23 protein-coding genes are annotated in these 24143 nt (G+C 45.2%); 2 read left to right on the forward strand and 21 right to left on the reverse strand.

Going from position 1 to position 24143, the window contains the following annotated elements:
- Window positions 1-468: 468 nt before the first annotated feature.
- From BWI96_RS05435 to polX, 18 genes are all read right to left on the reverse strand, one after another.
- Window positions 469-981 carry a helicase gene (locus BWI96_RS05435; protein WP_106635680.1) on the reverse strand — a complete coding sequence of 171 codons (513 nt, stop codon included), beginning with the start codon at window positions 979-981 and terminating at the stop codon, window positions 469-471.
- A gap of 68 nt (window positions 982-1049) precedes the next feature.
- The gene (locus BWI96_RS05440; RefSeq protein ID WP_157830221.1) at window positions 1050-1805 is read right to left on the reverse strand and encodes a hypothetical protein; all 756 of its coding nucleotides are present in this window, start codon (window positions 1803-1805) and stop codon (window positions 1050-1052) included.
- Window positions 1806-1874: 69 nt separating this feature from the next.
- A complete protein-coding gene (locus tag BWI96_RS05445; RefSeq protein ID WP_106635682.1) occupies window positions 1875-2669 on the reverse strand; it encodes a thymidylate synthase in 795 nt (264 codons plus the stop codon).
- Between the two features lie 37 nt (window positions 2670-2706).
- Window positions 2707-3168 carry an OsmC family protein gene (locus BWI96_RS05450; protein ID WP_106635938.1) on the reverse strand — a complete coding sequence of 154 codons (462 nt, stop codon included), beginning with the start codon at window positions 3166-3168 and terminating at the stop codon, window positions 2707-2709.
- A 393-nt stretch (window positions 3169-3561) separates the two neighbouring features.
- Window positions 3562-3726, reverse strand: a complete 165-nt coding sequence (locus BWI96_RS23140) for a hypothetical protein (RefSeq protein ID WP_369804074.1) — start codon at window positions 3724-3726, stop codon at window positions 3562-3564.
- Between the two features lie 38 nt (window positions 3727-3764).
- Window positions 3765-4181 carry a hypothetical protein gene (locus tag BWI96_RS05455; protein WP_106635683.1) on the reverse strand — a complete coding sequence of 139 codons (417 nt, stop codon included), beginning with the start codon at window positions 4179-4181 and terminating at the stop codon, window positions 3765-3767.
- Between the two features lie 11 nt (window positions 4182-4192).
- On the reverse strand, window positions 4193-6370 hold the full coding sequence (locus BWI96_RS05460; RefSeq protein ID WP_106635684.1) for a tetratricopeptide repeat protein: 2178 nt from the start codon (window positions 6368-6370) through the stop codon (window positions 4193-4195).
- A 166-nt stretch (window positions 6371-6536) separates the two neighbouring features.
- The gene (locus tag BWI96_RS05465) at window positions 6537-7985 is read right to left on the reverse strand and encodes a CCA tRNA nucleotidyltransferase (RefSeq protein WP_106635685.1); all 1449 of its coding nucleotides are present in this window, start codon (window positions 7983-7985) and stop codon (window positions 6537-6539) included.
- Between the two features lie 64 nt (window positions 7986-8049).
- Window positions 8050-8604, reverse strand: coding sequence for an L-threonylcarbamoyladenylate synthase (locus tag BWI96_RS05470; RefSeq protein ID WP_106635686.1), 555 nt, complete (start codon window positions 8602-8604; stop codon window positions 8050-8052).
- 786 nt (window positions 8605-9390) lie between these two features.
- Window positions 9391-10878 carry a hypothetical protein gene (locus tag BWI96_RS05475; RefSeq protein WP_157830222.1) on the reverse strand — a complete coding sequence of 496 codons (1488 nt, stop codon included), beginning with the start codon at window positions 10876-10878 and terminating at the stop codon, window positions 9391-9393.
- 208 nt (window positions 10879-11086) lie between these two features.
- Window positions 11087-11506 (reverse strand): diacylglycerol kinase family protein, encoded by a 420-nt coding sequence (locus BWI96_RS05480; RefSeq protein ID WP_106635688.1) that lies wholly within the window; start codon window positions 11504-11506, stop codon window positions 11087-11089.
- 98 nt (window positions 11507-11604) lie between these two features.
- Entirely contained in the window at window positions 11605-12252 is a 648-nt protein-coding gene (locus tag BWI96_RS05485; RefSeq protein ID WP_106635689.1) for a DUF1361 domain-containing protein, read from the reverse strand.
- A gap of 22 nt (window positions 12253-12274) precedes the next feature.
- A complete protein-coding gene (locus tag BWI96_RS05490) occupies window positions 12275-13687 on the reverse strand; it encodes a DUF4173 domain-containing protein (RefSeq protein ID WP_106635690.1) in 1413 nt (470 codons plus the stop codon).
- Between the two features lie 43 nt (window positions 13688-13730).
- A complete protein-coding gene (locus BWI96_RS05495; RefSeq protein ID WP_106635691.1) occupies window positions 13731-14039 on the reverse strand; it encodes a transcriptional regulator in 309 nt (102 codons plus the stop codon).
- 24 nt (window positions 14040-14063) lie between these two features.
- The gene (locus BWI96_RS05500) at window positions 14064-14687 is read right to left on the reverse strand and encodes a hypothetical protein (protein WP_106635939.1); all 624 of its coding nucleotides are present in this window, start codon (window positions 14685-14687) and stop codon (window positions 14064-14066) included.
- Between the two features lie 636 nt (window positions 14688-15323).
- The gene (locus BWI96_RS05510; protein WP_232793588.1) at window positions 15324-16184 is read right to left on the reverse strand and encodes a DMT family transporter; all 861 of its coding nucleotides are present in this window, start codon (window positions 16182-16184) and stop codon (window positions 15324-15326) included.
- Between the two features lie 59 nt (window positions 16185-16243).
- Window positions 16244-17116 (reverse strand): carbon-nitrogen hydrolase, encoded by an 873-nt coding sequence (locus tag BWI96_RS05515; RefSeq protein WP_106635694.1) that lies wholly within the window; start codon window positions 17114-17116, stop codon window positions 16244-16246.
- A 114-nt stretch (window positions 17117-17230) separates the two neighbouring features.
- Entirely contained in the window at window positions 17231-18922 is a 1692-nt protein-coding gene (polX, locus tag BWI96_RS05520; protein ID WP_106635695.1) for a DNA polymerase/3'-5' exonuclease PolX, read from the reverse strand.
- 430 nt (window positions 18923-19352) lie between these two features.
- Between polX and BWI96_RS05525 the strand changes: the two genes are divergently transcribed.
- Complete coding sequence (locus BWI96_RS05525; protein WP_106635696.1) at window positions 19353-20669, forward strand: UDP-glucose/GDP-mannose dehydrogenase family protein; 1317 nt, start codon at window positions 19353-19355, stop codon at window positions 20667-20669.
- Between the two features lie 64 nt (window positions 20670-20733).
- The gene (locus tag BWI96_RS05530) at window positions 20734-21741 is read left to right on the forward strand and encodes a UDP-glucuronic acid decarboxylase family protein (protein WP_106635697.1); all 1008 of its coding nucleotides are present in this window, start codon (window positions 20734-20736) and stop codon (window positions 21739-21741) included.
- A 75-nt stretch (window positions 21742-21816) separates the two neighbouring features.
- Here BWI96_RS05530 and BWI96_RS05535 read toward each other — a convergent pair whose 3' ends face one another.
- The 3 genes from BWI96_RS05535 to BWI96_RS22780 all read right to left on the reverse strand — a co-directional run bounded on the left by BWI96_RS05535 (window position 21817) and on the right by BWI96_RS22780 (window position 23980).
- Window positions 21817-23130: a hypothetical protein gene (locus tag BWI96_RS05535; RefSeq protein WP_106635698.1), complete on the reverse strand. Its 1314-nt coding sequence runs from the start codon at window positions 23128-23130 to the stop codon at window positions 21817-21819.
- Window positions 23131-23351: 221 nt separating this feature from the next.
- Complete coding sequence (locus tag BWI96_RS05540) at window positions 23352-23855, reverse strand: DNA polymerase III subunit psi (RefSeq protein ID WP_106635699.1); 504 nt, start codon at window positions 23853-23855, stop codon at window positions 23352-23354.
- On the reverse strand, window positions 23852-23980 hold the full coding sequence (locus BWI96_RS22780; RefSeq protein ID WP_255400586.1) for a hypothetical protein: 129 nt from the start codon (window positions 23978-23980) through the stop codon (window positions 23852-23854). The genes BWI96_RS05540 and BWI96_RS22780 overlap by 4 nt, the downstream gene beginning before the upstream one ends.
- Between the last annotated feature and the right edge of the window lie 163 nt (window positions 23981-24143).

The raw sequence follows: 24143 nt of genomic DNA on the forward strand, positions 1-24143 counted from the left end.
CCCGGATGACAATCCGGGGTTTCTTATGAGATTACTTAATGGATGGACCCGGGATAAACGTTGGAGGGACCCATACGCCAATCTCTCGCCTTGACTGGTGTCTTTACCAGCCATTAATAGGAAGCCTAGTGGTTGGTGAGGACACCAACCCTGGTGGATGGGAAGAGGTTTGGAAAAGGGAATCATAACCCCGGAGGGGTTCAATATCAATAGCCCCGGATGACAATCCGGGGTTCCCTATGCCCGGGATAAACGTTGGAGGGCTCATACGCTAATCTCCCGCCGTGCTGGTGTCCTCACCAGCCCTTACTAAAAGCATAATGGTTGGTGAGGACACCAACCACGGCGGAGGGTAAAAGGCGGCTAGTGCTACTTTAGGGATTGTAAATCCCTAACAGATGGGCTTTCGGATTGCAAATCCGAAAGAGCGTAGCGTAGGAGTATAGTGGTAAAATAAAGAATAAGACCTTATTCCAGAGTACGGGAACTGGCGTTGACTTGAAAAAGAAAAGCATCCAGAGGTGACCAGACATAGTCGTCGGAACAACGATACCCTCTTAACCATAAATCTCCCTTTATTTTCCTCAAGTAAAGACCTCTCGGAAAGTTACGATCCGCTAAAAGCGGCTTTGAATAAATGACGAGGGCTCCGGGTGGGTTTTGATTTACTACCTTTTTGCTTACTTCTTCCTGATCGGTAAAATAAAATCTACTATAAAATGCGGCCTCCAGAGGGCATTCTACCAAACCTAATAGACGGGCCTGCTTTCGGATTTCCTCTAATGTTCCACCCTGTTGAAGGCCCAACCCTCCAACAGTAATTTCTGCGACCGATAGAGACTGCTGTTGGGGAGAGGGGCAAAAATGTGGGCTAAACAAAAGCATCTCCGCAAATTCATTGAGGAAAATAGGGTAACCCTTGAGGCGATCAAACAGATGCTCCCTGGATAAGCCGCCGTAGGTTATCTCTTTTATTACCATCTGATTACTATACTATTAAGTATATTTTGGTAAAAGGATTATTGCTGATGTACTGAAACTTAGAAAACTTACTTGAGGTATTTTAACGTCAAAATATTAGCTATTGAAGAGCAAGCCATTGCCGCACTATAGGCTACCAGCATTGACGTATGAGGTAATAATAATCCCACGGCATACAAAAAAGTAGCATAGCCCATACCAGAGTTCACCATCCCTCGTAAAATCCGGGCACACTGGGCAGGCCCCTGCTGAATGTGCGTAAAGACAGCGAGGCAGGTGGTCATAATAGGGAAGGGTGTTAATAAACCACTCCAAACCGGTCCCGTCCAGGAAGCCACTTGCGTAATGACCGCTACAAAAGTTGTTGCCACGATCATCCGTAAAGGGAGGTCAAAGCGGGGTGGGGCTGCAATGTGAGCCGGAACTTCGGGCCGGGGAAATAGCTTGTAGACCAGTAAAATGAACAGTAATAAGGTTATGAAAAGGAGATGAATACTTCCCGAATAAAATTGTCCGATGTATAAACTTCCAAAAATCATGGCGTAGCAGAGCATCAGTAAGGGAAACCAGTGCAAGCGGGGAGCCAGTTTCGCATATAACCAGGCGAAGGCATAGGTAGAGAAACAACCTACCAGCGAACCCATAGCCGATTTCGCCGCGAAATCCTTACTCTGCTCAAGGGCCAGAAAAATAGAAATAGGCCCTGCCACCCAGGGAAACCCACCGAGCCATCCGCCAATAACATTACCCCACCGTCGGGCTGCCAGCGTAACACCGGCAATCAACGAGGGCATTAAAATTAACTTGAGTACAAGTGTGTTCATCCGTAATGAGAAAGCCACGAAGGTAAGGGATTCCTTCGTGGCTTGAGTTGGTATCAATAGTCGGAAAAATTAGACCGCAACCGGAGCTTTAATCGCAGGCCAGGGGTCATAATTTTCGAGTTTAAAATCTTCGTAAGTAAAGGCAAATAAATCTTGAACTTCGGGATTGATTCGCAGCGTGGGTAAGGCTCGCGGTTCGCGACTTAACTGTAACTCTACCTGTTCTAAATGGTTCAGGTACAGGTGCGTATCGCCACCCGTCCAGATAAAATCACCGAGTTCCAGGTTTGTTACCTGAGCAATCATCATCGTCAGTAACGCATAGCTGGCAATGTTAAAGGGTACGCCCAGGAATACGTCCGCACTGCGTTGGTATAACTGGCAGGAAAGCTTGTTGTCGGCTACGTAAAACTGAAACAACGCATGGCAGGGTTGCAGAGCCATACCATCCAGATCGGCTGGATTCCAGGCGGATACAATGATTCGACGGGAGTCCGGCGATTTTTTCAGAAGGTTAACGGCCTGTGTAATCTGATCGATTACCCGTCCGTCGGGGGCTTCCCAACTTCTCCACTGTTTACCGTATACGGGACCAAGGTTGCCTTCCGTATCCGCCCATTCATCCCAAATACTAACACCGTTGTCTTTCAGGTATTTAATATTGGTATCGCCCTGAAGAAACCAGAGTAACTCGTGAATAATGGATTTCGTGTGTACCTTTTTGGTAGTCACTAAAGGGAAACCTTCGGCCAGATTAAAACGCATCTGGTAACCGAAAACCGAAATAGTACCCGTGCCGGTACGGTCGGTTTTGCGAGTGCCGTGGTCAAGAATATGCTGGAGGAGATCCTGGTATTGTTTCATCGATACTTAAAAGCTGAGAGCGGGGACAAAGGTAAGGCTATTCGGCGAGACTATCGGCCTGAATTTCCTGGGGGCTTAGTCCTTCGATGCTCACTGAATGGGTAATCTCCGCTGACTGAGCAAACTGGGCCGTTGCCGAACAGTATTTCTCCATCGAAAGTTTGATGGCTCGCTCTGCTTTTTCTTCACTCACATTACCCTTGATGTCAAAATGCACATTGATTTTGCGAAACGGACTCATTTCTGTGCCTTCAATCTTCACCCGTTCACCTGATACACTCACTTTGACATCTTCGATTTGCAGCCGCTGTTTTTTCAGAATCAGGATCACGTCAATGGCCGAGCAGCCACCCAACCCCATTAGCAAAAGCTCCATGGGGCGGACGCCTGCATTCTTGCCACCAATAGCCTCGGCTGCATCAATAGAAACTTTGGCCTCGGATGAACCAGAAGCCTGAAAATGAAAAGCGTCATCAACGCGAACTAATTCAACTTGCATCGTAGAGAGTGGTTTACTGTAAACAGCATCAATTAATAGCAGAACACCAGCAGGCTTAAAAATCTGGCTAGTATCATGAATTAACAAGAATCCTGCAAAAGTAGTTTGCTTTGAGGGATTAAAAGATATAATACGAGTCTTAAAACTAACGCTTGGTGATGGGCGGTGGAGGTGGGGGGAGAGGGACACCATTCCATATGAAATCAGCGTATTTGAAGCTTTTACTAACGGTTGAGTCGGGGGTTAGTTGTGTTGATGTATATACTTGCTGTAAATAGGAGAAAAGTACTCGCAACTCCGTAGGCTCACGATCAAATCCATAAGCGTGTGATTCTACGTGACTTTTGCCCAGAGAAATATAAATGCCGCACGTTTGGTCATCTGTCCAATTAGCTACATAATTTTTGCGAAGCTGAAATATATCCAGTTTGTGTAATTTTTTTTGATCGTTCGTAACATTTCGGATGGAATCTGGCCTCTATAAAAGCCTGGGGCAATGCTAGTATAACTTTTAGCCTGGAATAAAAATGATCCTAAACTATCCATTTCAAAGTACATAGATGGACATAATCCAAAGCATCCAGTGCTATAAAAGGCTATTTTGTCGAAAAAAAAGGATGATACTCGGCTGGAGGAATTCTACTAAAAATCAGCGTATCAGAGTGATTCAAAATACTGGAAAGCTCTTTTGCGTGACTATTTATACTAATCAAAGAAAGTTCATCTGCTTTATTATTTTCTATTCTGAATAAATATCTAAATGTATTTTTTCGTAACTCATCTATATAAAGATGGTTACCCACTAATTTGTAGTTTACAAACTCATTTGAAAAATCGAAGCAAATTGATTTTTCAAATGATAATAGTATACTTTTATTAAAAGTTGTGTCAGGTTTTTCTTTTATCCAGTCTCCAATTATACGATCCGATAATGGCTGAGAATTATAGCTTTTTGGACTATTGCAACTTGCAAAAATAAAAGTAAGTAAGAAAGAAAATAGAGTTGTTTTCATAAAGGATAGCTTTAGAAAACAATTATAACTAAATTTTTAGTTATAAAAACTATTCTTGGTTTTATTTTAAACCGGACATTCTGTACTCCCCCGATTTTTTGCCCCTTTTGGGTTGATTTTAAAGACTTGCCTTTGGGATAGGTGTACACACGTGGCTGTCGGGGAATGGGCTCGGGTTTGGGTGGTTCTGGAATGGACTGAAAATCGAAGTAACTCTGAAATTCTGTGGGTTTTCCGGCATCGGCTTTAATAGGAAAGGTCGGTTGTCCTTTGTACTCGTATGTTTCGTATTGATAGTCAAAGAGATAAACCGTAATGTAACCGTCTTTGCTATATTTTCGGGCGATGGCATTGGGAGAAATAAAGGATTCGGCCCGTAAATATTTTCCACGCGTCCGCAACGAGTCCGGGAACTCGGAACGGTATAATTTAGCTCGATTATAGAGAAATGAAAAGTTAGTAGAATCCAGTTGTAACGCCGTCGTGATGTAATAATGCGAATACTTTTTCTGTTTGGTTCCGGCGTATAAAACACCGAGGTTATTAATCGCGGTTTTACTCAGATACCCGTTATAATTCTCAATGGCCTTTTCCTTTTCGTTCAGGATTTTATACACATTCCCGGCGTTGTTTCGGTAGTAACCGCCCGCCGTATCAATCGACATGGCCCGTTGAAAATCAGCCAGTGATTTTTTATAGGAGCCTTTGGCCTCATTATCTTTCTTTTCCTGTTCCAGTTGCAAACCCCGATACGACAGGGTAATACCGCGGTTGTTTAATAACATCGGTTCGCGGGAATGCTTCAGTACTAAACTATCGTAACGTACCAAAGCTTCAGGAATTCGGTCGCTTTGCAAATCCGTAATAGCCACGCCGTTATGGGCATTAAGGTTATTGGGTTCAAGTTTGATGGCTTGCTGGTAATCTTTTGAAGCATCGTCAAACTGTTCGATGTTCATCTGAAAATTTCCCCGATTGGTTAATAACCCTGCGTGATTAGGCTCGCGTTTCAGGGCTTCGTTTACGTTGCGATGAGCCAACTGAAAGTCACCCACGCCTCGGTAGGCTTCGCTTAAACCCGCATACACGGCGGTGGCATTAGGCTTGTTTTTTAAGGCATTTTCAAATTCGGGAATGGCCTGTCTATAGCGTTTTAACCGAACTAGCGTAAATCCGCGACATATATAAAAATCAGCGTAGTCAGGATTGTCGGGATTAATGATATGAACGCTGGCCGTGAAATCTTTCCAGGCTTCAGCGTATCGACCTAACCGGTAATAGGCCATAGCCCGACCTAGGCGAGCGGGCATGTACGTAGAATCCAGTGAAACGGCTCGCTGGTATTGAGCCAAAGCCTGCTTATCCTGATGCTGGCCGATGAGAATATTTCCGATTCCGGTGGCAGCTTCTGGGGAGGTGGGACGAATGCGTAAGACGCGATGAAAGGCTTCTCCGGCCAGCGTATAATCGCCCATTCGGTAATGAGTGTAAGCCATGCCAAGGTGAGCCAGATACCCTTCGCGGCCACCGGCATCGAGGTATTCCTGAAAAGCTTTAATGGCTTCGTCGGATTGTTTCAGGGCCAGATGAGCGTGCCCCAAACGTAATAATACCTGTAAATCAGCTCCTTCCTGACGAGCTTGCTGAAAATTCCGCACGGCTTCATCCCATCGATTTTGAGCCGCCATGAGCTGCCCCATCGCAATTCGGGATTGCGGATTGGTATTAACTGATTGTTCCAGGTAACGCTCAATGTGCGGATACGTATTGGTATTCGTAGGAGCGGATTTCCAGAGAGCAATCGCCTGGTTGTAAAAGAGAACGTCTGAATTTTCAGGAGTGGAAGGAGTCGTTCGAAAATAATTCAAAGCCTCCGAGTATTTACCCATCTGACTGGCTGCCAGACCCTTCTGTAAACCCGCATTGGGAAAAGGCAACGGTTGATTAAGTAACTGAAGTGCCTGGGCGGAATGCCCCTGGGCTAATTCCACCAGAGCCAGATTATAGCGAAGCGTATCGCGGTTTTCTACCTTCAGTGCCCCATTGAGCAAAGGCCAGGCCCGGTCATAACGACCACGTTTGGCAAGCTCAGCAGCCAGATTATTCATCTTACGCAACGAATCCGTCCGGGTTTGAGCCGTAACCAGAGTGGATGCACAGAAGAAAAAAATCACCAGCCAACGCAGCATTCTAAAGGAAGAAAATTTTTACAGTTTTCAGTTTGCAATTTTCAGTTTTCAGTGAAAAAAATGATTTAGCTGAGTACATCAATGATAGCTCAAATAGGGGGGCACAATATCCCAACTGAAAACAGAAAACTGTCAACTGAAAACTGATTATAAAACTAACGCATAATCAAGGTACTTGGTCTTGGAGGGGAGGGGTTAATTCTTTAACCGGGGATAACCCCATGTCAGCTCCGGCTTTCAGTAAAAACGGATAGGCGTATTCCCATTTGTTCGGTAGCGTTCCCTCCAGAATGGCTTCACGAATGATGGTTTTCAGCGTACCTACTTCTCTGGAAGGTTGCAGCCCGAATACTTCCATAATCATTTCTCCGGTAACGATGGGCTGAAAATTACGGAGCTGATCGCGTTCTTCAACTTCTTTCATCAGAGCTTCCACCTTATCAAAATTGGCGAGATAACGTTTCACCCGGTTTCCGTCTTTAGAAGTAATATCAGCCCGGCAAAGCTTCATCAGATCGTCCAGATCCTCGCCAGCTTCCACCATAACTCTCCTCAATGCCGAATCTGTGATATCATCTTTGGCCAGAGCAATGGGGCGTAAGTGCAGGCGAACCAGTTTTTTCACTTTCCTCATTTCTTCACCCAAGGGCAACCGGAACTTACGGAAAATGGTAGGAACCATGCGGGCACCCATCTCTTCGTGACCGTGGAAAGTCCAGCCAATTTTGGGATGAAAACGCTTGGTTGCGGGTTTGGCAATGTCGTGCAGGATGGCCGCCCAGCGTAACCACAGGTCGTCACTCATTCGGCAGACGTTATCTAATACCTGAAGTGTGTGGTAAAAATTGTCTTTATGTCCTTTGCCATCAATTTGTTCGGCACCTTTCAGGGCCACAAAATCAGGGAAAATGATTTCGAGTAAACCCGAGATTTCCAGTAACTTAAATCCATACGAAGGCGTTTGTGTTCGGATAATCTTGTTGAGTTCGTCCGTAATACGTTCCTGAGAAATGATTTCAATACGGTCTTTCGTCCGAATTAATCCATCAAACGAATCCGGGTCAATATCAAAACCGAGCTGGGTAGCAAACCGAATGGCCCGCAGCATGCGAAGGGGGTCATCGGAAAAAGTAATATCTGGATTAAGCGGTGTCCGAATGACTTTCCGGCGTAAATCGGCCTGGCCGTCAAAAGGATCAATCAGGGTGCCAAAGTCTGCTTTATTCAGAGAAATGGCTAATGCATTGATGGTGAAATCACGACGATTCTGGTCATCTTCCAGCGTTCCGTCTTCTACAATGGGTTTGCGGGAGTCGGAGCGATAGGATTCTTTACGAGCTCCGACAAATTCTACTTCCCAGCCATCAAACTTTACCTGGGCCGTGCCGAAATTTTTGAAAACGGCCAGAGAAGCCTGTTTATCGCCCGAGTTTCTGGCCACTTGCTCAGCTAGAGCGATGCCACTTCCTACGCAAACAATATCAATATCCTTGGAAGGTCGATTCAGTAACAAATCCCGTACGTAGCCGCCAATGACATAGGTTGGCAGGTTCAGTTGCTCCGCAGAGCGGGCAACGATCTGAAATACAGGATGATTTTTAATTAATTCATTCATGGCGAAAAGCCGGATCGGTGATCATTGGGCTCGCAAAAGATCTATGCGAGAACCTGATACTATATTATTTACGGATAAATTCAAATTCACCACCCACGCCCAGTCGAACGATGCGGGAAGGTTTGCCGGAAGTCCAGCCTGCCGGAGCTGGAATTATTTCCTGAGCCGCCTGGCGGATGTCAGGAGCAATATCTTCACTTTTCTTAGGAATGGGCTGACCTGAAATTGCGGCAATTGTAGAAACGAGAGGTTTGCCGAAACTTTTTACCAGATCAAGGCAAGGACCCGATTTCACAACGCGAATGGCAATGCTTCTGTCGGGAGCCAGCAGATTTTCGGCCACATTTTTTCCCTGAGGAAAGACTACAGTTAACGGATCTTCGGCGTATTCGATCAGATCAAAAGCCAGATCGGGCACTTTCGCGACGTAACGATCCAGCATGGAGGTGTCCCACAGCAAGATAATAAGTCCCTGCTGAGGGGGAATTTGACAGGTTTTGCGAAGTAACTCCACCGTTTCCGGTCGAGTGGCATCTCCGCTCAGTCCCCATACGGTATCGGTAGGATGAAGCACCAAGCTTCCGTTTCGCAAAGCCTGCAAGGGCATTTTGATATTCATAGTACAAAAGTAACCTCTCTTTTTGAGTTTTGAGCGGCCGCCGCTGCGGTTTTGAGTTTTGAGTTTTGAGTTTTGAGTTTTGAGTTTTCAGTTTTCAGTTTTCAGTTTTCAGTTTTCAGTTTTCAGTTTTCAGTTTTCAGTTTTCAGTTTTCAGTTTGGGAAGAGAAAACTCGTAAAGGTAGACAAGACGTTTGGATATCGAGACCCTAACCCCGTAGGGGTTTAACCTGGATAGCCCCGGATGACAATCCGGGGTTTCTTATGAGATTACTTAATGGATGGACCCGGGATAAACGTTGGAGGGGCCCATACGCCAATCTCCCGCCTTGACTAGTGTCTTCACCAGCCATTAATAGGAAGCCTAGTGGTTGGTGAGGACACCAACCATGGTGGATGGGAAGAGGTTTGGAAATGGAGACCTTAACCCCGGAGGGGTTGAATATGGGTAGCCCCGGGTAAAACCCGGGGTAAACGTTGGACGGGCTCATACGCTAGTCTTCCGCCTTGGCTGGTGTCCTCACCAGCCATTACTAAAAGCCTGGTAGTTGGTGAAGGCACCAACCATGACGGAGTTTTGGAGTTTACAATCCCCAACAACACGCGATCATTCTATGGTCGCATCTGGGTAAGAGACGGTTAGCGTTGCTTTAGGGATTATAAATCCCTTACAGACGGCTTTCGGATTACAAATCCGAAAGAGCGTAGTTTGAAAAGAAAACAATACCCCGGAGGGTTTAAATGTAGCGTTCTTGCTTGAAAACGAAAAACAGCTAATGGAAAACTGTACTAATGAACCGGATGCTCCAGTTTATAGAGAAAAAAGGCTTCTTTCGGAGATTGGTTAGCGGTGGGAGGGTACTTTCGAAACCCCCAACTCAGGTAATATGGACCATACCAGGAAATCAGGGAAGGGTATGGGTCACGATCGATTGATTTGTTAAGTTCAGCGGGTAATAACTCGTATTCTTCAATCTTGCCTAGCGTTTTATCTTTCTGAATCTGAAGAGCCCTGACTTTGGATTCATACGTATAACTCAAACAAAGCGTGTTGGAACTGAGCGTACTAAGTTGCACTTGTGGACTCAACAAATCGGAGGTCAAATCCTTTAATTCCATCGAGTTATCCCATACGAGTTCACCCGAACGATTCAGGCCGCAAACCAAAGCGTGGGTGTAACGGAACGATTCATAACTATTTTGAAGGCGGCGATTGGTAACAGCCGTTGGGGTAAAAGAACTGCTGGTTTTGGTTTGGGGAAAGTACGCTTCCGCCACCATCAGATAACCCTCCTCCGTGGAAATCAGATCCTGAATATGAAGCAGGTAATGGAATTTCAGGTCCTTGCCCAGTTTCTTTTGGGCTGCGATTTTATTTCGCATCCGTTCCTGTCGACTGGGTTTCAGGTAATTGAAGAAATTCTGTAAATCCGAAAAGGGAACGTACTGAATCTTGTTCTGTGGCTGATCGGTTACTTTGGTGAGGTATAAGCCCTGCGAATAATCCGAGCAGTTGAGTGAATAGTTGCCTACCAGCAAGGACTCCCCATTTTCCAGATGAACAATTTTAGCCGTAATCAGACTTCGGTCGGACTCGTCATTGAGGGTTGTTTTGCTTAACAAATGCCCGTCATAAGCATACGTGTACATCTGAAGCAGGCATTTCCCGCGACGATTGTACTTACTGAAAACGTGAATTTTATTTCCTTTTTCATCCACGTCCAGGTCATTGATGGTTAAATGAAAGTCAAATAATTCGGGGAGAGCCTGTGAGGTTTTATCAAAAAAACTGAAAGAAACCACTACCGGACGGTCATTATAAGTACCTCCCAAAAAGGCTTTATTACCCAGAATTTTAAATTTCGAAACAATGTCAATGGCCGGTACTTCCCCTTCAATTACTTCCATTTCGCCCGTGTCAAGGCTGGTTTTCCAGATTTGGATTTTATCAGAATCTGGGTCGCCACAGAGCCAGAATAAATGTTCGGGTGTGTGGTAAGAAAGTAAGGCTTTGTACGGTGGCTTCAGTTTAAACTCGCTTTCCCAGCGTAAAGCCAGTGTTGAATCGTAGCGACTAAACTGATAGGTATGGTTGATGCCCCGAGAGGGGTTATCAAGAATTTTAGTAACCAAAACGCCCTGACTTCCCAGGGGCAGCACTTCAAAATCGTCCGTAATTTTATCATCCCGCAGAATTTCCAGCCGTTTAGAAGGCAGCATCTGAGCCCAGACCGAACTGGCGTACAGGCAAAAAATAACCAATAAAAGACGTTTCATAGCGGCGAAAATTAGGGTCATTACAAAGCATTCATACCCCGGTCGTAGGGCAGACCGAGGTATGAGCGAATTTACTGGAAAGGAACGGAGTGAACAAGGGTTATGCTCATTCCTTTGCATGAAATAATGGGGGAAGGGTATTCTGAAAATCAGTACTTAAGAGTAAAATAAAGGATAGTTAGGTAGGTGGAATGTAATGATCTGTTAGTTAATAGGCAGGTTCGTCGTCTTGGGGCAGGGGAATGCCTAACTGATAGGCCCAGTCCTCCCAGGGAACGTATTCCTTAAAAATCATAATCCCGACAATGACGGAGAAAATGGCCGTAATTAGTACCGCTCCCGCAGCCAGATCTTTGATTTCGCCGGCAATCTTTCGGTATTCAGGCGAAACCATATCCACGGTTTTTTCAAAAGCCGTATTGATCGCCTCTGTTACCCAAACCAGTACAATGCAGATCAGCAGGTTTACCCAGTCTTTTTTTGTAATGTTCAGGTAAAAACCCATACACACCACTACCAGTGTAGCCAGCAGGTGAATCCGGGCGTTGTTTTCCGAATAAACCATGACTTTCAAACCCTTGAGGGCATAGCGAACACTTCGAAAAAACTTGGGAATGTCAATGGGCATGACGCTGGGTTTGCAAATGGTTTAAAAATAGCTTGACGCGGTTTGAGGAAGTCAGAAAAGGTTTGATCATGGATACTCTCAGACAACCTTAAACGCGATCAAACGCTTTCTTTTTGCATCAAACTTAGGAGGACGAGGTAAGAAATGCCAATCATTACCGAAAATTCAAGCGTCATCAGGATCGCCTGTTTGTTGACCAGACTCTCCAGGATCTGTTGGATGAGTAAGCCCGGTTTCGTAAACGGGTGCCAGCTATTGAGCCGTTTGACCCGACCAAGGTAAATGCCGAAGCCACTTAAAGGCAATACGGCAAGCATCACGTATTCAGACCATTTCGGGATGATTCGCATCAGATTTTGCCGCATCCAGTGGAAGGATAATAACCCGCAGATCAGGCTAGTCATAGCGTAACTAAAAATCATCAAGGCATCGTGCCAGGCTGGAATGCCGCTGGAATGCTGAATGTGAATAAAATCCGTAATAACATAAGGAGCATTCGGAAAAAATAGCAGCCAAAGTATGCCTACAGAGGCCAGTTTAAGTTTTGAGCCGGGTTCGTTCAGGGTAATGCGTTCAAACCAGAGCGAAAGAAAAAGTGGCATCCAGGCCAGGAACAGATTCCAGTTAATCATGACATACCAGCCGCCATGGGTAATGCCAAACCGAATGGCTAGAAACGTAGCCGAAAGAACAGATAAAGCCGAGAGGCTGCCAATCTGTAAAGTGCGGGTGTGAATGAGTTGCATAAGCGAAAGGTTGAAGGTTGAATTATTTTTTTAAAGGGTGGGAGGTGAGGTGTTGATAGAGTTTCCAGTCACTATAATTCCAAGATTGCCAGGCATCCGGGTATCGTTCATACCGCTTTTGAAAAGATTCAACAGCGAAACTTAATTTATCCTCAAGACCTGGATGCGTTTCGCTGTAGGCCTGTAATTGAGGAAGATTAGAGTGGTGAAGACTGAATAGGTAGCTTAGGTCAAGACTACGGGAGTAGTTTAAATTATAGTGAGTAATAATCTTAGCCCAGGGCATCGCTACCATGAGAATAAAAACAAAGTAAGTAATCCAGCTATTCACACGAAATAGATAGGCATTGGTCTTCTTTTGGTGAATTTTTAAAAGTGTAGTGAATAATCCCAATCCTGTTAAAAGCAGCCAGAGGTAAACGCCTATTCGCTTGTATGTTAGCCCATAATTTTGAACATATAACGAATTGGTATGGGTAGTAACTGCAAGTAATAAAATGTTTAGTCCAATCCACGTATAAGCCTGTTTTACTAAGGTTTGATTATTGGGAAAGAAATTCAGGTTTTTACGGAAATAGAATAAGATTAGAGTAATAGCTAATAAGATACTGATAATTAGGACATTGATTCCGTCATGAACGGATTGGGACAACTCGTATGCCGATTGAGCTTTGGAGCCTGAATAAAGAGATTGAAGTTCGACCACTAAAAAGATAGCCAGCAAACTATTCAACATAACCAGCATAATAACTCCCTGACGATATTCCCATTTTAATTGCAATAAATGGCCTTTGAATCGGGTACGAATTCGTTTTAATGTATTAGGTCTACTTAAATCACTTTCAGTAAAAGCGTTAGGAGAGTAAGGGAAGATTAAGGCTGGTATCCAGGTTAATCCTACGAGAAATAAAAAGAGGTAACCTGCGTCCAGGGTGTAAGTGGTTGAGAGAAAAGAAAAATTAGGATTAGCCCAATAATAGAGTCCATAAAAACACAGGGTAATGGCGAGTGGAGGAAGTAATAATTGAATCTGTTTGGAAAAGCGTCGTTGATTCGTTGGCGTATCGGCCTTGGTTAACAAGTTTGCCCCGGCATTAAACGAGGCTATCCCAATGAAGCTAACGAAACCATTGAACGCAGAAACGTAAGGGGATAACTGAGCAATAGAATTGTAGCCAATCAATAACAGAATTGAAAAAATATAGAGAAAAATGGAAGTATCGCCGCCGTAGAAAGCTATAGTCATTCCACAAAGAACAGATCCCAGACTGGCTAACTGGGTATTTATTTGCTTTAAATAATCACGGTTCCGAACGAGTAAAAGGGTTAGCACCAAGACGTTGAGTGCCAGAAAATTAATCCCAAAATTTTGGTTGTAAAACAGATAGTTCTGTAGAATAATAGCGGCGAGCAGAAGAAAGAATCCGTATTTCATGTTAAAAAGTACTTTGAATTACAAAGTTAAAGGCTAAAAAAAATTAAGACTTGGTCGGCACTGATTTTAAAAGTGATTCCAGGGCGTTGAGGTGTTCCTGAAAGGCCTGGCGGCCCGTTTCGGTAGCCTGATAGGACGTATTGGGTTTACGACCGATAAATCCTTTTCGAATAGCAACGTATTGTACTTTTTCCAGAGCCATCAGGTGGCTGGCGAGGTTACCATCGGTTTGCTGAAGTGTTTCTTTCAGCGTATTAAACTCTACCCAATCGTTCACCATCAGCACGGACATAATGCCCAGCCGTACCCGATTCTCAAATGCTTTATTTAACTGATCAATAAAACTTTTCATAGAAATCAGACCCCAAAAGTCTGCTTATGCCCCGTATTTACGATACATGATAATACCGTACAGGATGTGGAGGACGCCAAAACCCAGGGCCCAAAATAACAGGCTAGTGCCCGTCGAGGCAAACCAACCGCAGCAAATTCCCAGGATTAATTCACATAATCCTAAATTTCTTACGTCGCTATGGGTGTATTTGCTGGCATTAATGAGTGCCATTCCATAAAAAATAAGTGTACAAGCGGCTATTAATTCCGGTGCACGGAACAGTAAAAAATAGCAGAAAAAGGCACCTGTACCCAGAGGAATGGCCATATTAATCAGTAATCGTTTGGAAGTGGCATCCCAGAGTTTCCAACCCCGCTGGCGGGCCCGACGGTTGGTAAAGTAAAGTCCGCCGACAATGGAAAGTAACATGACCCCACCAAAATTGACCACGAAGAACTGATAAAATCCATAAGGCTTGGATACAAAAGCCTGACCAACGATAGAATCGGTACCTTCCAGGAATTTCCAGGCGGCGGCGGCTCCGAGTAGAGCTACAGTTCCAGCAAAAACTCCAGATAATCCGCTTAGGGATAAAAACCGGGAGGAACGCTCCATCATTTGACGGATTTCAGACAAGTCGCGTAAGGGTCCTTCTTCTTGGGTCATAAATCGAAGTACTTTGTATTGCAAAGTAAATAAAACCTGATTCAATAAGTCAATAGAAAAGGGAAAATTTATTTTTGGTGGATGAGCTAGGGTCGATGATAAATCCTTTGACAGATTCCTTTCGGCTGGCAAATCCGAAAAAGCAAAGAGTTAACGAAATCAACAAAATAAAACCTCAGCGGGGTTATGAAGAAAAGATTACTTGTCTCCCCTTTATCCCTAAAGACTGTCATCTCGAACGAAGAGAGAGACCTTTCCTGGCATTAGGACGAGTGACAAGCCTAGTTAAGTTCGTAGCCTTCGTAGGTTCCTTCGCTTCGTTCTGGCTGACAGATTTAATTATCAACATAAATCCGCCCATAGCCTGCTTGAATCCAAGGAAAGACCAACGTAAGGTCTACTTCATCTTACCTCAAAATTTTATTTTGGACTAAAAATCCAAAAGAGCGAGGATAAAGAAGAAGTAAGAAAATTGACAGACAAAACCCCAGAGGGGTTAAACATGAATAGCCCCGGTTTGGATGGACCCGGATCATAATCCGGGAAAAATTCGAAAGGAAGGTCCTATCCTGGTATTCCCCGCATTTCATATAGGGTTAGCCTACGACTAACCTATATTCAACCCTAAGCAAAAGATTACTTACCCGATCGTTGCCCAATCCAGAGACCAATCAAAACCAGAACCGTTCCGGCGGCAGTATACAGGGTAAAAGGTTCGCCGAGTAAAAACGTGGCGTAAGCAAAACCAAAAACGGGACAGAGGAAAAGAAATAGGGAAGCCCGAACGGCATCATCTTTCAGCAACTTCAGCCAAAGCTGAACCGCCGCAACGGAAACGAAAATAATTAACCACACTTCGGTAGCCCAAAAGCGGTTATCGTAATGGCTTTCTTTTTCGTGAAAAAAATAAATCAGAGGAAGACAAATCACCCCTGAAATCAGGGCCTGCCAGCCGTTGATGCTACTTCGGGATAACTTCCAGTCGATTTCAGAAAAGTAAATCGTAGCTACTGAATAGGAGAGCATACTCAGAAAAAGCAGTAATAACCCTTGCGGTGTAGCAAAGCTATTTTGAAGTAAAGGATACGTCGCGATTGCAACGCCAGCCATGCCCAAAACAATAGCAATCCATGCTTTTGAGCGAACGCTTTTACCCGTATAAAATGCAGATATAATGCTGATTAATAAAGGGTTAATTGCAATAGCCAAGCTGCCAATACCAGCGGCCACCTGTTTCATTGCAAATACGAATAAACCCAGATAAATAACGGTATTAAGAACGGCAAATAGGAGCAACTGTAGCCATTCCTTACCCTGAGGCATTCGCTGTTTTTCAAAGGCTAATGCGTAAATCAACAAGAAAAATCCAGCCCCGAAATAACGGATATCAAACAGAACCATGGGTTCTGCCGATTGCAGACCAAACTTGGCCGCTACGGAGGCGGATGACCACAAAGCCGCAAACAATAAACCTGTGGCGACAAAAGAATTTTTCACGATAGGAGGAAAGAAAGTATAAAAAAAGAGGCGGAATCCATCATTCCGCCTCTAACAAGTTATTCGTCGATGAATCGTTTGGTAATGGGCTGATACGAATCAATTCGCCGGTCGCGGAAATAGGGCCACGTCGTTCGAATCCGATCAGCCACTTCCAGGTCAAGTTCCTGTACGTGAACGGTTTCCTGATCGTGTGGAGCGAGGTATAACAAACCTCCGTGGGGTTTGGCAACAAAGCTACCGCCCCAGAATTCCTGATCCGCTTCTCGGCCCACGCGGTTCACTGCGACTACGTAAACACCGTTCGCCACCGCGTGACTCCGCTGAATGGTTTGCCAGGCTTCGTATTGCTCTTTATTAACCTGAGGGTCGGTTTCGTTTACATCCCAGCCAATAGCGGTGGGGTAAAACAGGATATCTGCACCCATCAGAGCCGTAATGCGGGATGCTTCGGGATACCATTGATCCCAGCAGATGAGCACGCCGATTTTAGCAAATTTGGTATCAAAAACTTTATAACCTAAATCGCCGGGGGTGAAGTAAAACTTCTCGTAATAACCCGGATCATCGGGAATATGCATTTTACGGTATTTGCCCAGATAGGTACCGTCCGCATCTAAAACAGCGGTTGTGTTATGGTATAAACCAGCGGCCCGTTTTTCAAACAGAGACGCGACAATAACTACGCCCAGTTCAGCCGCCAGCTTGCTCATACGGTCGGTGGTTGGACCGGGAATGGCTTCTGCCAGCGAGAAATTGTGGTGATCTTCAACGTCACAAAAATACAGCGAAGTAAAAAGCTCCTGCAAACATACGATCTGAGCACCTTTGGAAGCAGCTTCGCGAATGCCAGCTTCGGCCTTCTGAATATTGGCCTCCACATCGGCAGAGTTAGCCATCTGCACCAGGCCTACATTTACTTTTTTATTCATTTTTCTTGAACAGATTCAATCGTTATAGCTGGGTTGGACGATCTGGTTTGCCCTGTACGACCGCTTCAGAAATAACGTATAGTACTGATTTTGGTTCCGGTTTTCCGTGCGGATTTATCCGATTTTGCGTTTCGTGAAATACGTCTGGACTTCTTCTTTTCCTAAAGCATTAAAGGTCATTTCCTGCGTTAGTCCACCTTTGCGGGCTACGGCCACACCATAATGCATGTCCATATAGCCGTCAATGTGGTGAGCATCAGGGTTAATGGATACTAACACGCCTTTTTCCAGAGCATAAGGAATCCACCGCCAATCCACGTCCAGTCGGTAAGGACTCGCATTGAGTTCCAAAATAACACCATTCGCCGCACATGCGTCTATTAACTTTTTGTGATCTACGGGGTAACCGGGGCGAGAAAGTAACAACCGACCCGTTGGGTGTCCAATAATAGTGGTATATGGGTTTTCGATGGCGGTAATGAGCCGCTGCATGGCCCGTTCTTCCGTCATTTTCAGATTGGAGTGAACCGATGCCACCACAAAATCGAAGGTCTTCAGCACTTCCGACGAGTAATCCAGCGAACCATCTCCCAGAATATCGGATTCAATTCCTTTAAAAATGGTGAAATTCAGTCCCTCTTTTTGGAACTGGGCGTTGAGATCATCCACCTGCTGATGTTGTTGATAAACCCGCTCCTCGTTCAACCCATTGGCATACGTTGCTGACTTGGAGTGATCGGCAATGCCTAAGTACTGCAAGCCTAACTCCGCCGCCGCCCGAGCCATTTGCTCTAAGGTATGTTTTCCATCCGACCAGGTTGAGTGGTTGTGAACGGTACCTTTCAGGGCATCCCAGGTGATGAGGTTTTTGCTTTGAAAAGCAGGGTCAAATTCCAGCTCGCCATTGCGTAACTCCGGCGATAGATAGGGCATGCCCAGTTTCGTATAAATCGCTTCTTCGGAATCGTGAGGTTCCAGCAAGGCCGTTTTTAGAAGTGTAGTCGTGCCAACGGGTTGAATCAAATGTTTTTCATCCGAGGAATGCACAAAAACCTGATTAACAAATTGCTGAGGTTTAACGATTCGCACTTCTACCGGAATCGTCCGGTCCAGAAAACGGCCTCGCCAGATGAACGGGGTAGAGGCCTTCTCATCGGGCGTAAGAAACTCCAGCGTATTCAGAAACGACTGCACTTCTGCTGGTTTTTCTGCGGAAACCACCAGTTGAATCAGCTCAACAATTTCCAGCTTGCGGCGGACCTCTCCGGTAATTTCAACTTTATACTTTTTCTCTAAAGCATCAAACAATACTTCAGCTAAAACCAGAGCCGCGTCCATGCGAAGTTTAGAGGAATTGGATTGTAGGAAGAGCAGATTCGTATGAATCGTTTCCTGCGTCTTTTCGCCGAAACCCTTCAGTTTGGCAATATCTCCGTTCTCACAAGCCAATAATAGCTGCTGCGTATCAGTAATGCCCAGCTCTTTCCAGATGGTACGAATTTTCTTCGGTCCAATTCCCTTGATTCTGAACATGTCCAGAATACCTTCGGGCGTGTTAGCTAATAAATCATTGAGATCTTTTAAAGAACCCGTCGTACGGATTTCATCGATTTTCGCAGCCATACTTTTCACTACCCCGGGAATCATCGAAAGCTCTTCGATGGGGGCAGTAAGCAGGTCAACGTTAGTTTTATCGAGATTAAAAGCGGCATTCTGGTAGTTACGAATTTTAAACTCGTTTTCACCGTGAAGCTCCAGTAGCTTAGTAGTCAGTTCGAAAATTTCAACTATTTCTTCGTTCGTCACGAGACAGGCAATTTTTTGAGCAAGATAAAACCCTAAACCTGTTTTTCCTGTTTTGTGGGATGATTTTACGGGTTAATAACTAGGAATGAGCTAGTTAAGTTTAGGGTGCAGGAACAGAATATAAAACGTGCAGACAACAGAAATGACGCTACTGAAAATCAGCAATTCAAAGGGATAACCCCCTAAACAATTCTTGATTTATGTCAGTTTAGTAAAAATGACGTATACATGAGCAAAGAGATTAAGATTGATTTTTAATAATTTACATAATGAATATAAAAAAATAAACATTCCAGTAACCGTATAGTCAATTTTCCAGTGTAGTCTTAGGCTTTATCTGAAAAAATATATTTTTGTGAGTCTTATTTTTTATAGATATTATTCCGTCAAGTCAATATCATTATAACTATTTCAACACACTGTCAATAGTATGAAATTAGCCGTAGTAGGGACCGGATACGTGGGATTAGTCACGGGCACGTGCTTTGCCGAAACAGGAAACCAGGTAGTTTGCGTGGACATCGATGCCCGCAAAGTCGAGAAGATGAAAAGTGGGATCATCCCCATCTACGAACCCGGTCTGGAAGAGTTATTCTTACGTAACACCGCTGAAGGCCGCCTCTCCTTCACGACTTCGTTAGCCGAAGGCATTGAAGGAGCCGAAGTGATCTTTCTGGCTCTACCCACGCCTCCCGGCGAAGACGGCTCGGCCGATCTTAAGTATATCCTGGGCGTAGCCAAAGACCTGGGCCCTTTGCTCAAACAATATACCGTCATCATCGACAAATCGACCGTTCCCGTGGGAACGGCTGAGAAAGTAAGAGCCGCTATCGCTGAAAAAGCTAGCGTGGAGTTCGATGTGATCTCTAACCCTGAATTCCTTCGCGAAGGCGTAGCCGTGGAAGACTTCATGAAGCCCGACCGCGTGGTGATTGGAACGACTTCGGAGAAAGCCAAAGCGTCTATGAACCGGCTGTATGCCCCGCTGGTGCGTCAGGGCAACCCCATTATCTTCATGGACGAGCGTTCAGCGGAGATGACCAAGTACGCCGCCAATGCCTTTTTAGCGGTCAAGATTACCTTCATGAACGAGATTGCCAACCTCTGCGAGAAAGTGGGAGCCAATGTCGATGACATTCGCCGGGGCATTGGTACCGACAGCCGGATTGGCAAACGCTTTTTGTTTGCCGGGATTGGCTACGGAGGCTCGTGCTTCCCCAAAGACGTGCAGGCTCTTTCCAAGACGAGTAGCGAGCACGACTACGACTTCCAGATTCTGGATTCGGTGATGAAAGTCAACGAAGAGCAGAAGACGCGGTTGTTGCCCTCGGTGCTGGAGTACTTTGGCGGAGACGTCAAGGGCAAGACGATTGCCGTATGGGGATTGGCCTTCAAACCGTACACCGACGACATCCGGGAAGCTCCGGCCTTGTATAACATTCGAGAACTGCTGGCGGCGGGGGCTCACGTGAAGGCGTATGATCCCGAGGCGATGGAGAACGTAGCGAATCTAGCGGATCTGGGCTCGAAGGTGACCTTCACCAAAGATGCCTATTCGGCGGTGGTGGATGCCGATGCGTTGATGATTATGACGGAGTGGCCTCAGTTTAGAACGCCGGATTTTGAGAAGCTCGAAGCGAGGTTGAAGAACAAGGTGATCTTCGATGGACGTAACGTCTATGAACTCGAAGACATGAAAGAGAGAGGCTATACTTACTTCTCCATTGGTCGTCAGAAAATTAATTAATACCTACCTAGAAGCGGAAAGAACCCAGTATCTTTCCGCTTCAATTCTTTTCTTTTAGAAACTTATGAAACGTGTGTTAATCACCGGAGCCGCCGGTTTTTTGGGCTCTCACTTAAGTGATCGCTTCATTAAAGAAGGGTACTACGTTATCGGGATGGACAATCTGGTCACGGGTGATCTCAAAAATATTGAACACCTCCGTTCGTTGCCCCAATTCGAATTTATTCACCACGATGTATCCAACTACATTGATGTTTCGGGTGAACTGGATTACATCCTGCACTTTGCCAGTCCAGCTAGTCCAATTGACTACCTCAAGATTCCGATCCAGACCTTGAAAGTAGGATCACTCGGCACGCATAACTGTCTGGGTTTGGCTAAAGCCAAAGGAGCCCGGATTCTGGTGGCATCCACTTCGGAAGTGTACGGCGATCCGCTAGTTCACCCGCAAACGGAAGATTACTGGGGTCACGTAAACCCTATTGGTCCTCGTGGGGTGTATGATGAAGCAAAACGTTTTCAGGAAGCGATCACGATGGCCTACCACCGTTACCACGGCGTAGAGACTCGCATTGTTCGCATCTTTAATACCTACGGTCCCCGAATGCGTCTAAACGACGGTCGTGTATTACCTGCTTTCATTGGTCAGGCTCTGCGTGGCGAAGATTTAACGGTATTCGGTGATGGTTCGCAAACGCGTTCTTTCTGTTACGTAGATGATCTCATCGAAGGCATTTACCGATTGCTCATGAGCGATTATGCCGAACCCGTGAACATTGGTAACCCCGGCGAAATCACGATCAAGCAATTCGGTGAAGAAATCATCAAACTAACCGGAACGAAACAACAGTTGATTCTCAAGCCTTTGCCGCAGGATGATCCCAAGCAGCGTCGTCCGGACATTACCCGTGCTCAGCAGATTTTGGGTTGGGAGCCTCAGATCAGTCGCGAAGAAGGGCTGAAACGCACCTACGAATACTTCAAGACCCTGCCCGAAGAGGAATTGTACAAGGCAGCAAACTATCGTTTCGGTACCCCTTACGAACAAGGCAGCCACACGATTAGCAAATAACTACACCCAGTACTGATACAGGAAAAGGCCAGCAATCGCTGGCCTTTTCCTGTATTGAACGAATGAGTAATCAAGTTAATGATGACCGTTCATTCCACCGCCATTTACACTGGTTTGGCGGTCAATGGAAGAGGGTAATACGTGCCCCTGTTCTATAAATTTAGGCTCAACTTTTTCAGGTTCCGTATGCTCCCGACTAGAAGTGCCTTTCGCCAGTCCATCTTTAAACGAAGCCACCCGGCGACCGATTTCCGCATTTTTCTGATCTTCTTCCAACCTACGAATGTGATCTCGCAATTCCTGGCGGCGGTTGTTTAGTTCAGTAATGGGAGTGAGGTAATGGAGTTTGTTTTCCAGGGTTCCTTTCTGAATTAAATGCTCCGCAAGACCATTTTCAATAGTGGCTAATTCCCCTAATTTCTGGAGACGAAGTTTGCGTAACCGCTTCAGTCGCGGTCCGGCCTGTAACCATCGGAACCAGAATCCCTGAAGGATGGGGAAAGAAACCCCGAGGCAAACGGCCCCTGCCACCGCAAATAACACCCCCGAAAGTACGAACGATGCCAATGCAAACGGACTCGTGACTAAGCCCTGATTCAGTACATCGACCTGCTGCATCTGTTTTTCTACCTGTAAAATGGCAGAAGCAGAGTTAGGGTCGGCCTGCTGAATCTGAAGGTTCTTGATGTTCTGAGTAATAGCTTGTTTCATTTTGTCGGTTCGGTACGCTTCGTAACGGAACCAACCCAGAATGAATAAGGTAAGCACTGAAAAGACAGCCAATGTAATTTTGAAAGCTGCGTACAACTTCTGACTTTTCTCCTGATTTTGTAAATAAGGCCCTTCAATCAGACGGTCGTAAACGGGCTTTAATAAGACCGAGACCATCGCCAGACCAACGGCAAAAAACCAGGCTTCGGTCTGATTACGAATGTTGAGGGCGTAGGCAACAATTTCGTGCGAGATAATTAAATCCCCCGCCACGAATGAAACACCAGCGACGAAATACAGAATCCCCGCAAATAGCGAATACTTGGGAGCGGCTTTCTGGTAACGTTCTTCCAGTGAAGTAATGTCCTGCTCGGTTTCCGCAATACGTTTACTTTGCCTTTCAACTTCTTTGTTAATTCCGTCAATTTTTACCAGATGCTGCTGAAGGGAAGCAAAAGCTTGCTGTTGATCCTGACGCGTTTGCCGGATTTCGCTGTCAACTTCGCGTAGTTCCTGTTGGTAAGAAACAATCTGGTTTTGTAACCGATCCGCATTCACGGTATTGGTTACAAAATCTGCATAAGCATCCGGGTTTACTTGCTCTAAGCCACTGCTATAGCCACGATGAAAATCCTGATTTTGCGAATCATCGGGGTTGTTCAGGGGTGGTTGTGTCATGATTTCTACGTTTTAAATGGGTCAATCGATTCTTCCATCCAATCCGGTTACGGGGTAGGGAAAAGGCAATGATTAGCACAGAAGAATGTAGAATTGTTTCGTAGAAAATGAAGCAGGATTAATGGAACAGCGGTGACACTAGATATATAAACGAAAAAAACGCCTTTCCCGTTGAGTAAGGTTCGAAAAAACTTAGAAATGCAAAAGAGCAGAAGGCAGACTTAAACGCCAAATAACTGTTTCAGAACCATCCACAAAGCCTTTTTCTTGGCTTTATCTTCATGGAAGTCTTTCAGGTGATCGACCATCACGAAATTGATATCCTGTACATTTCGAACCTGATAGGGCATCAGGAAAATCTGCAAACCAATCTTCTTCAGGGGAACGCCAAAGGTTAATACATGGTGCACCATTTTCCCACTTAAAAGATTCTGATGTTCTGAAACGGAAACCTGAGCAAGATCCAGTAAGTCAATGGTATCCAGTGAAAGATTGACCGATTTAAGGATATTCTGGAGCAAGTCTAAATCCTGCAAGGAAGGGTTCTCTGTCAATAGTAAAACCTGATGGCTAAGTTGAATCGGCTTAGGTTCAGCAGGCTTGACAGGTGGGGTAACTGGTTCAGGTGGAGTAACCACAGGGGGCGTTACTACTGCGGGTGCCGAAGTTTCGGCTTCTGCCGGTTTTTCGATGATTTCCTCAACAAAAGGTACCGTAGGTGTCACCTCTCTACCGAACTAACTTCTTCCTGCGTAGTTTCCTGAACTGAAATATCTGAAGAAACCAGAAAAAGCTGCTCCTGCGAAAAGAGTTGCTGTAAAAAAGCCGTATCACCCGAACCGTTCATCATGCCGCAAAAATACGGAGAGATTGGTAAGAAGCTTTCATTAAAACCAGGTTTAAGCCTGAAAATTGAATTTGGAGTGAGGTTAACTCAAAACGCTAAACCGAAAACTCCCGTATCTTTGCCGCCTGATTCTGATACCGGGCTGCAACCAAACTTCCCACAGCAA

The organism is Siphonobacter sp. SORGH_AS_0500, assembly GCF_002838835.1.
Lineage (GTDB): Bacteria > Bacteroidota > Bacteroidia > Cytophagales > Spirosomataceae > Siphonobacter.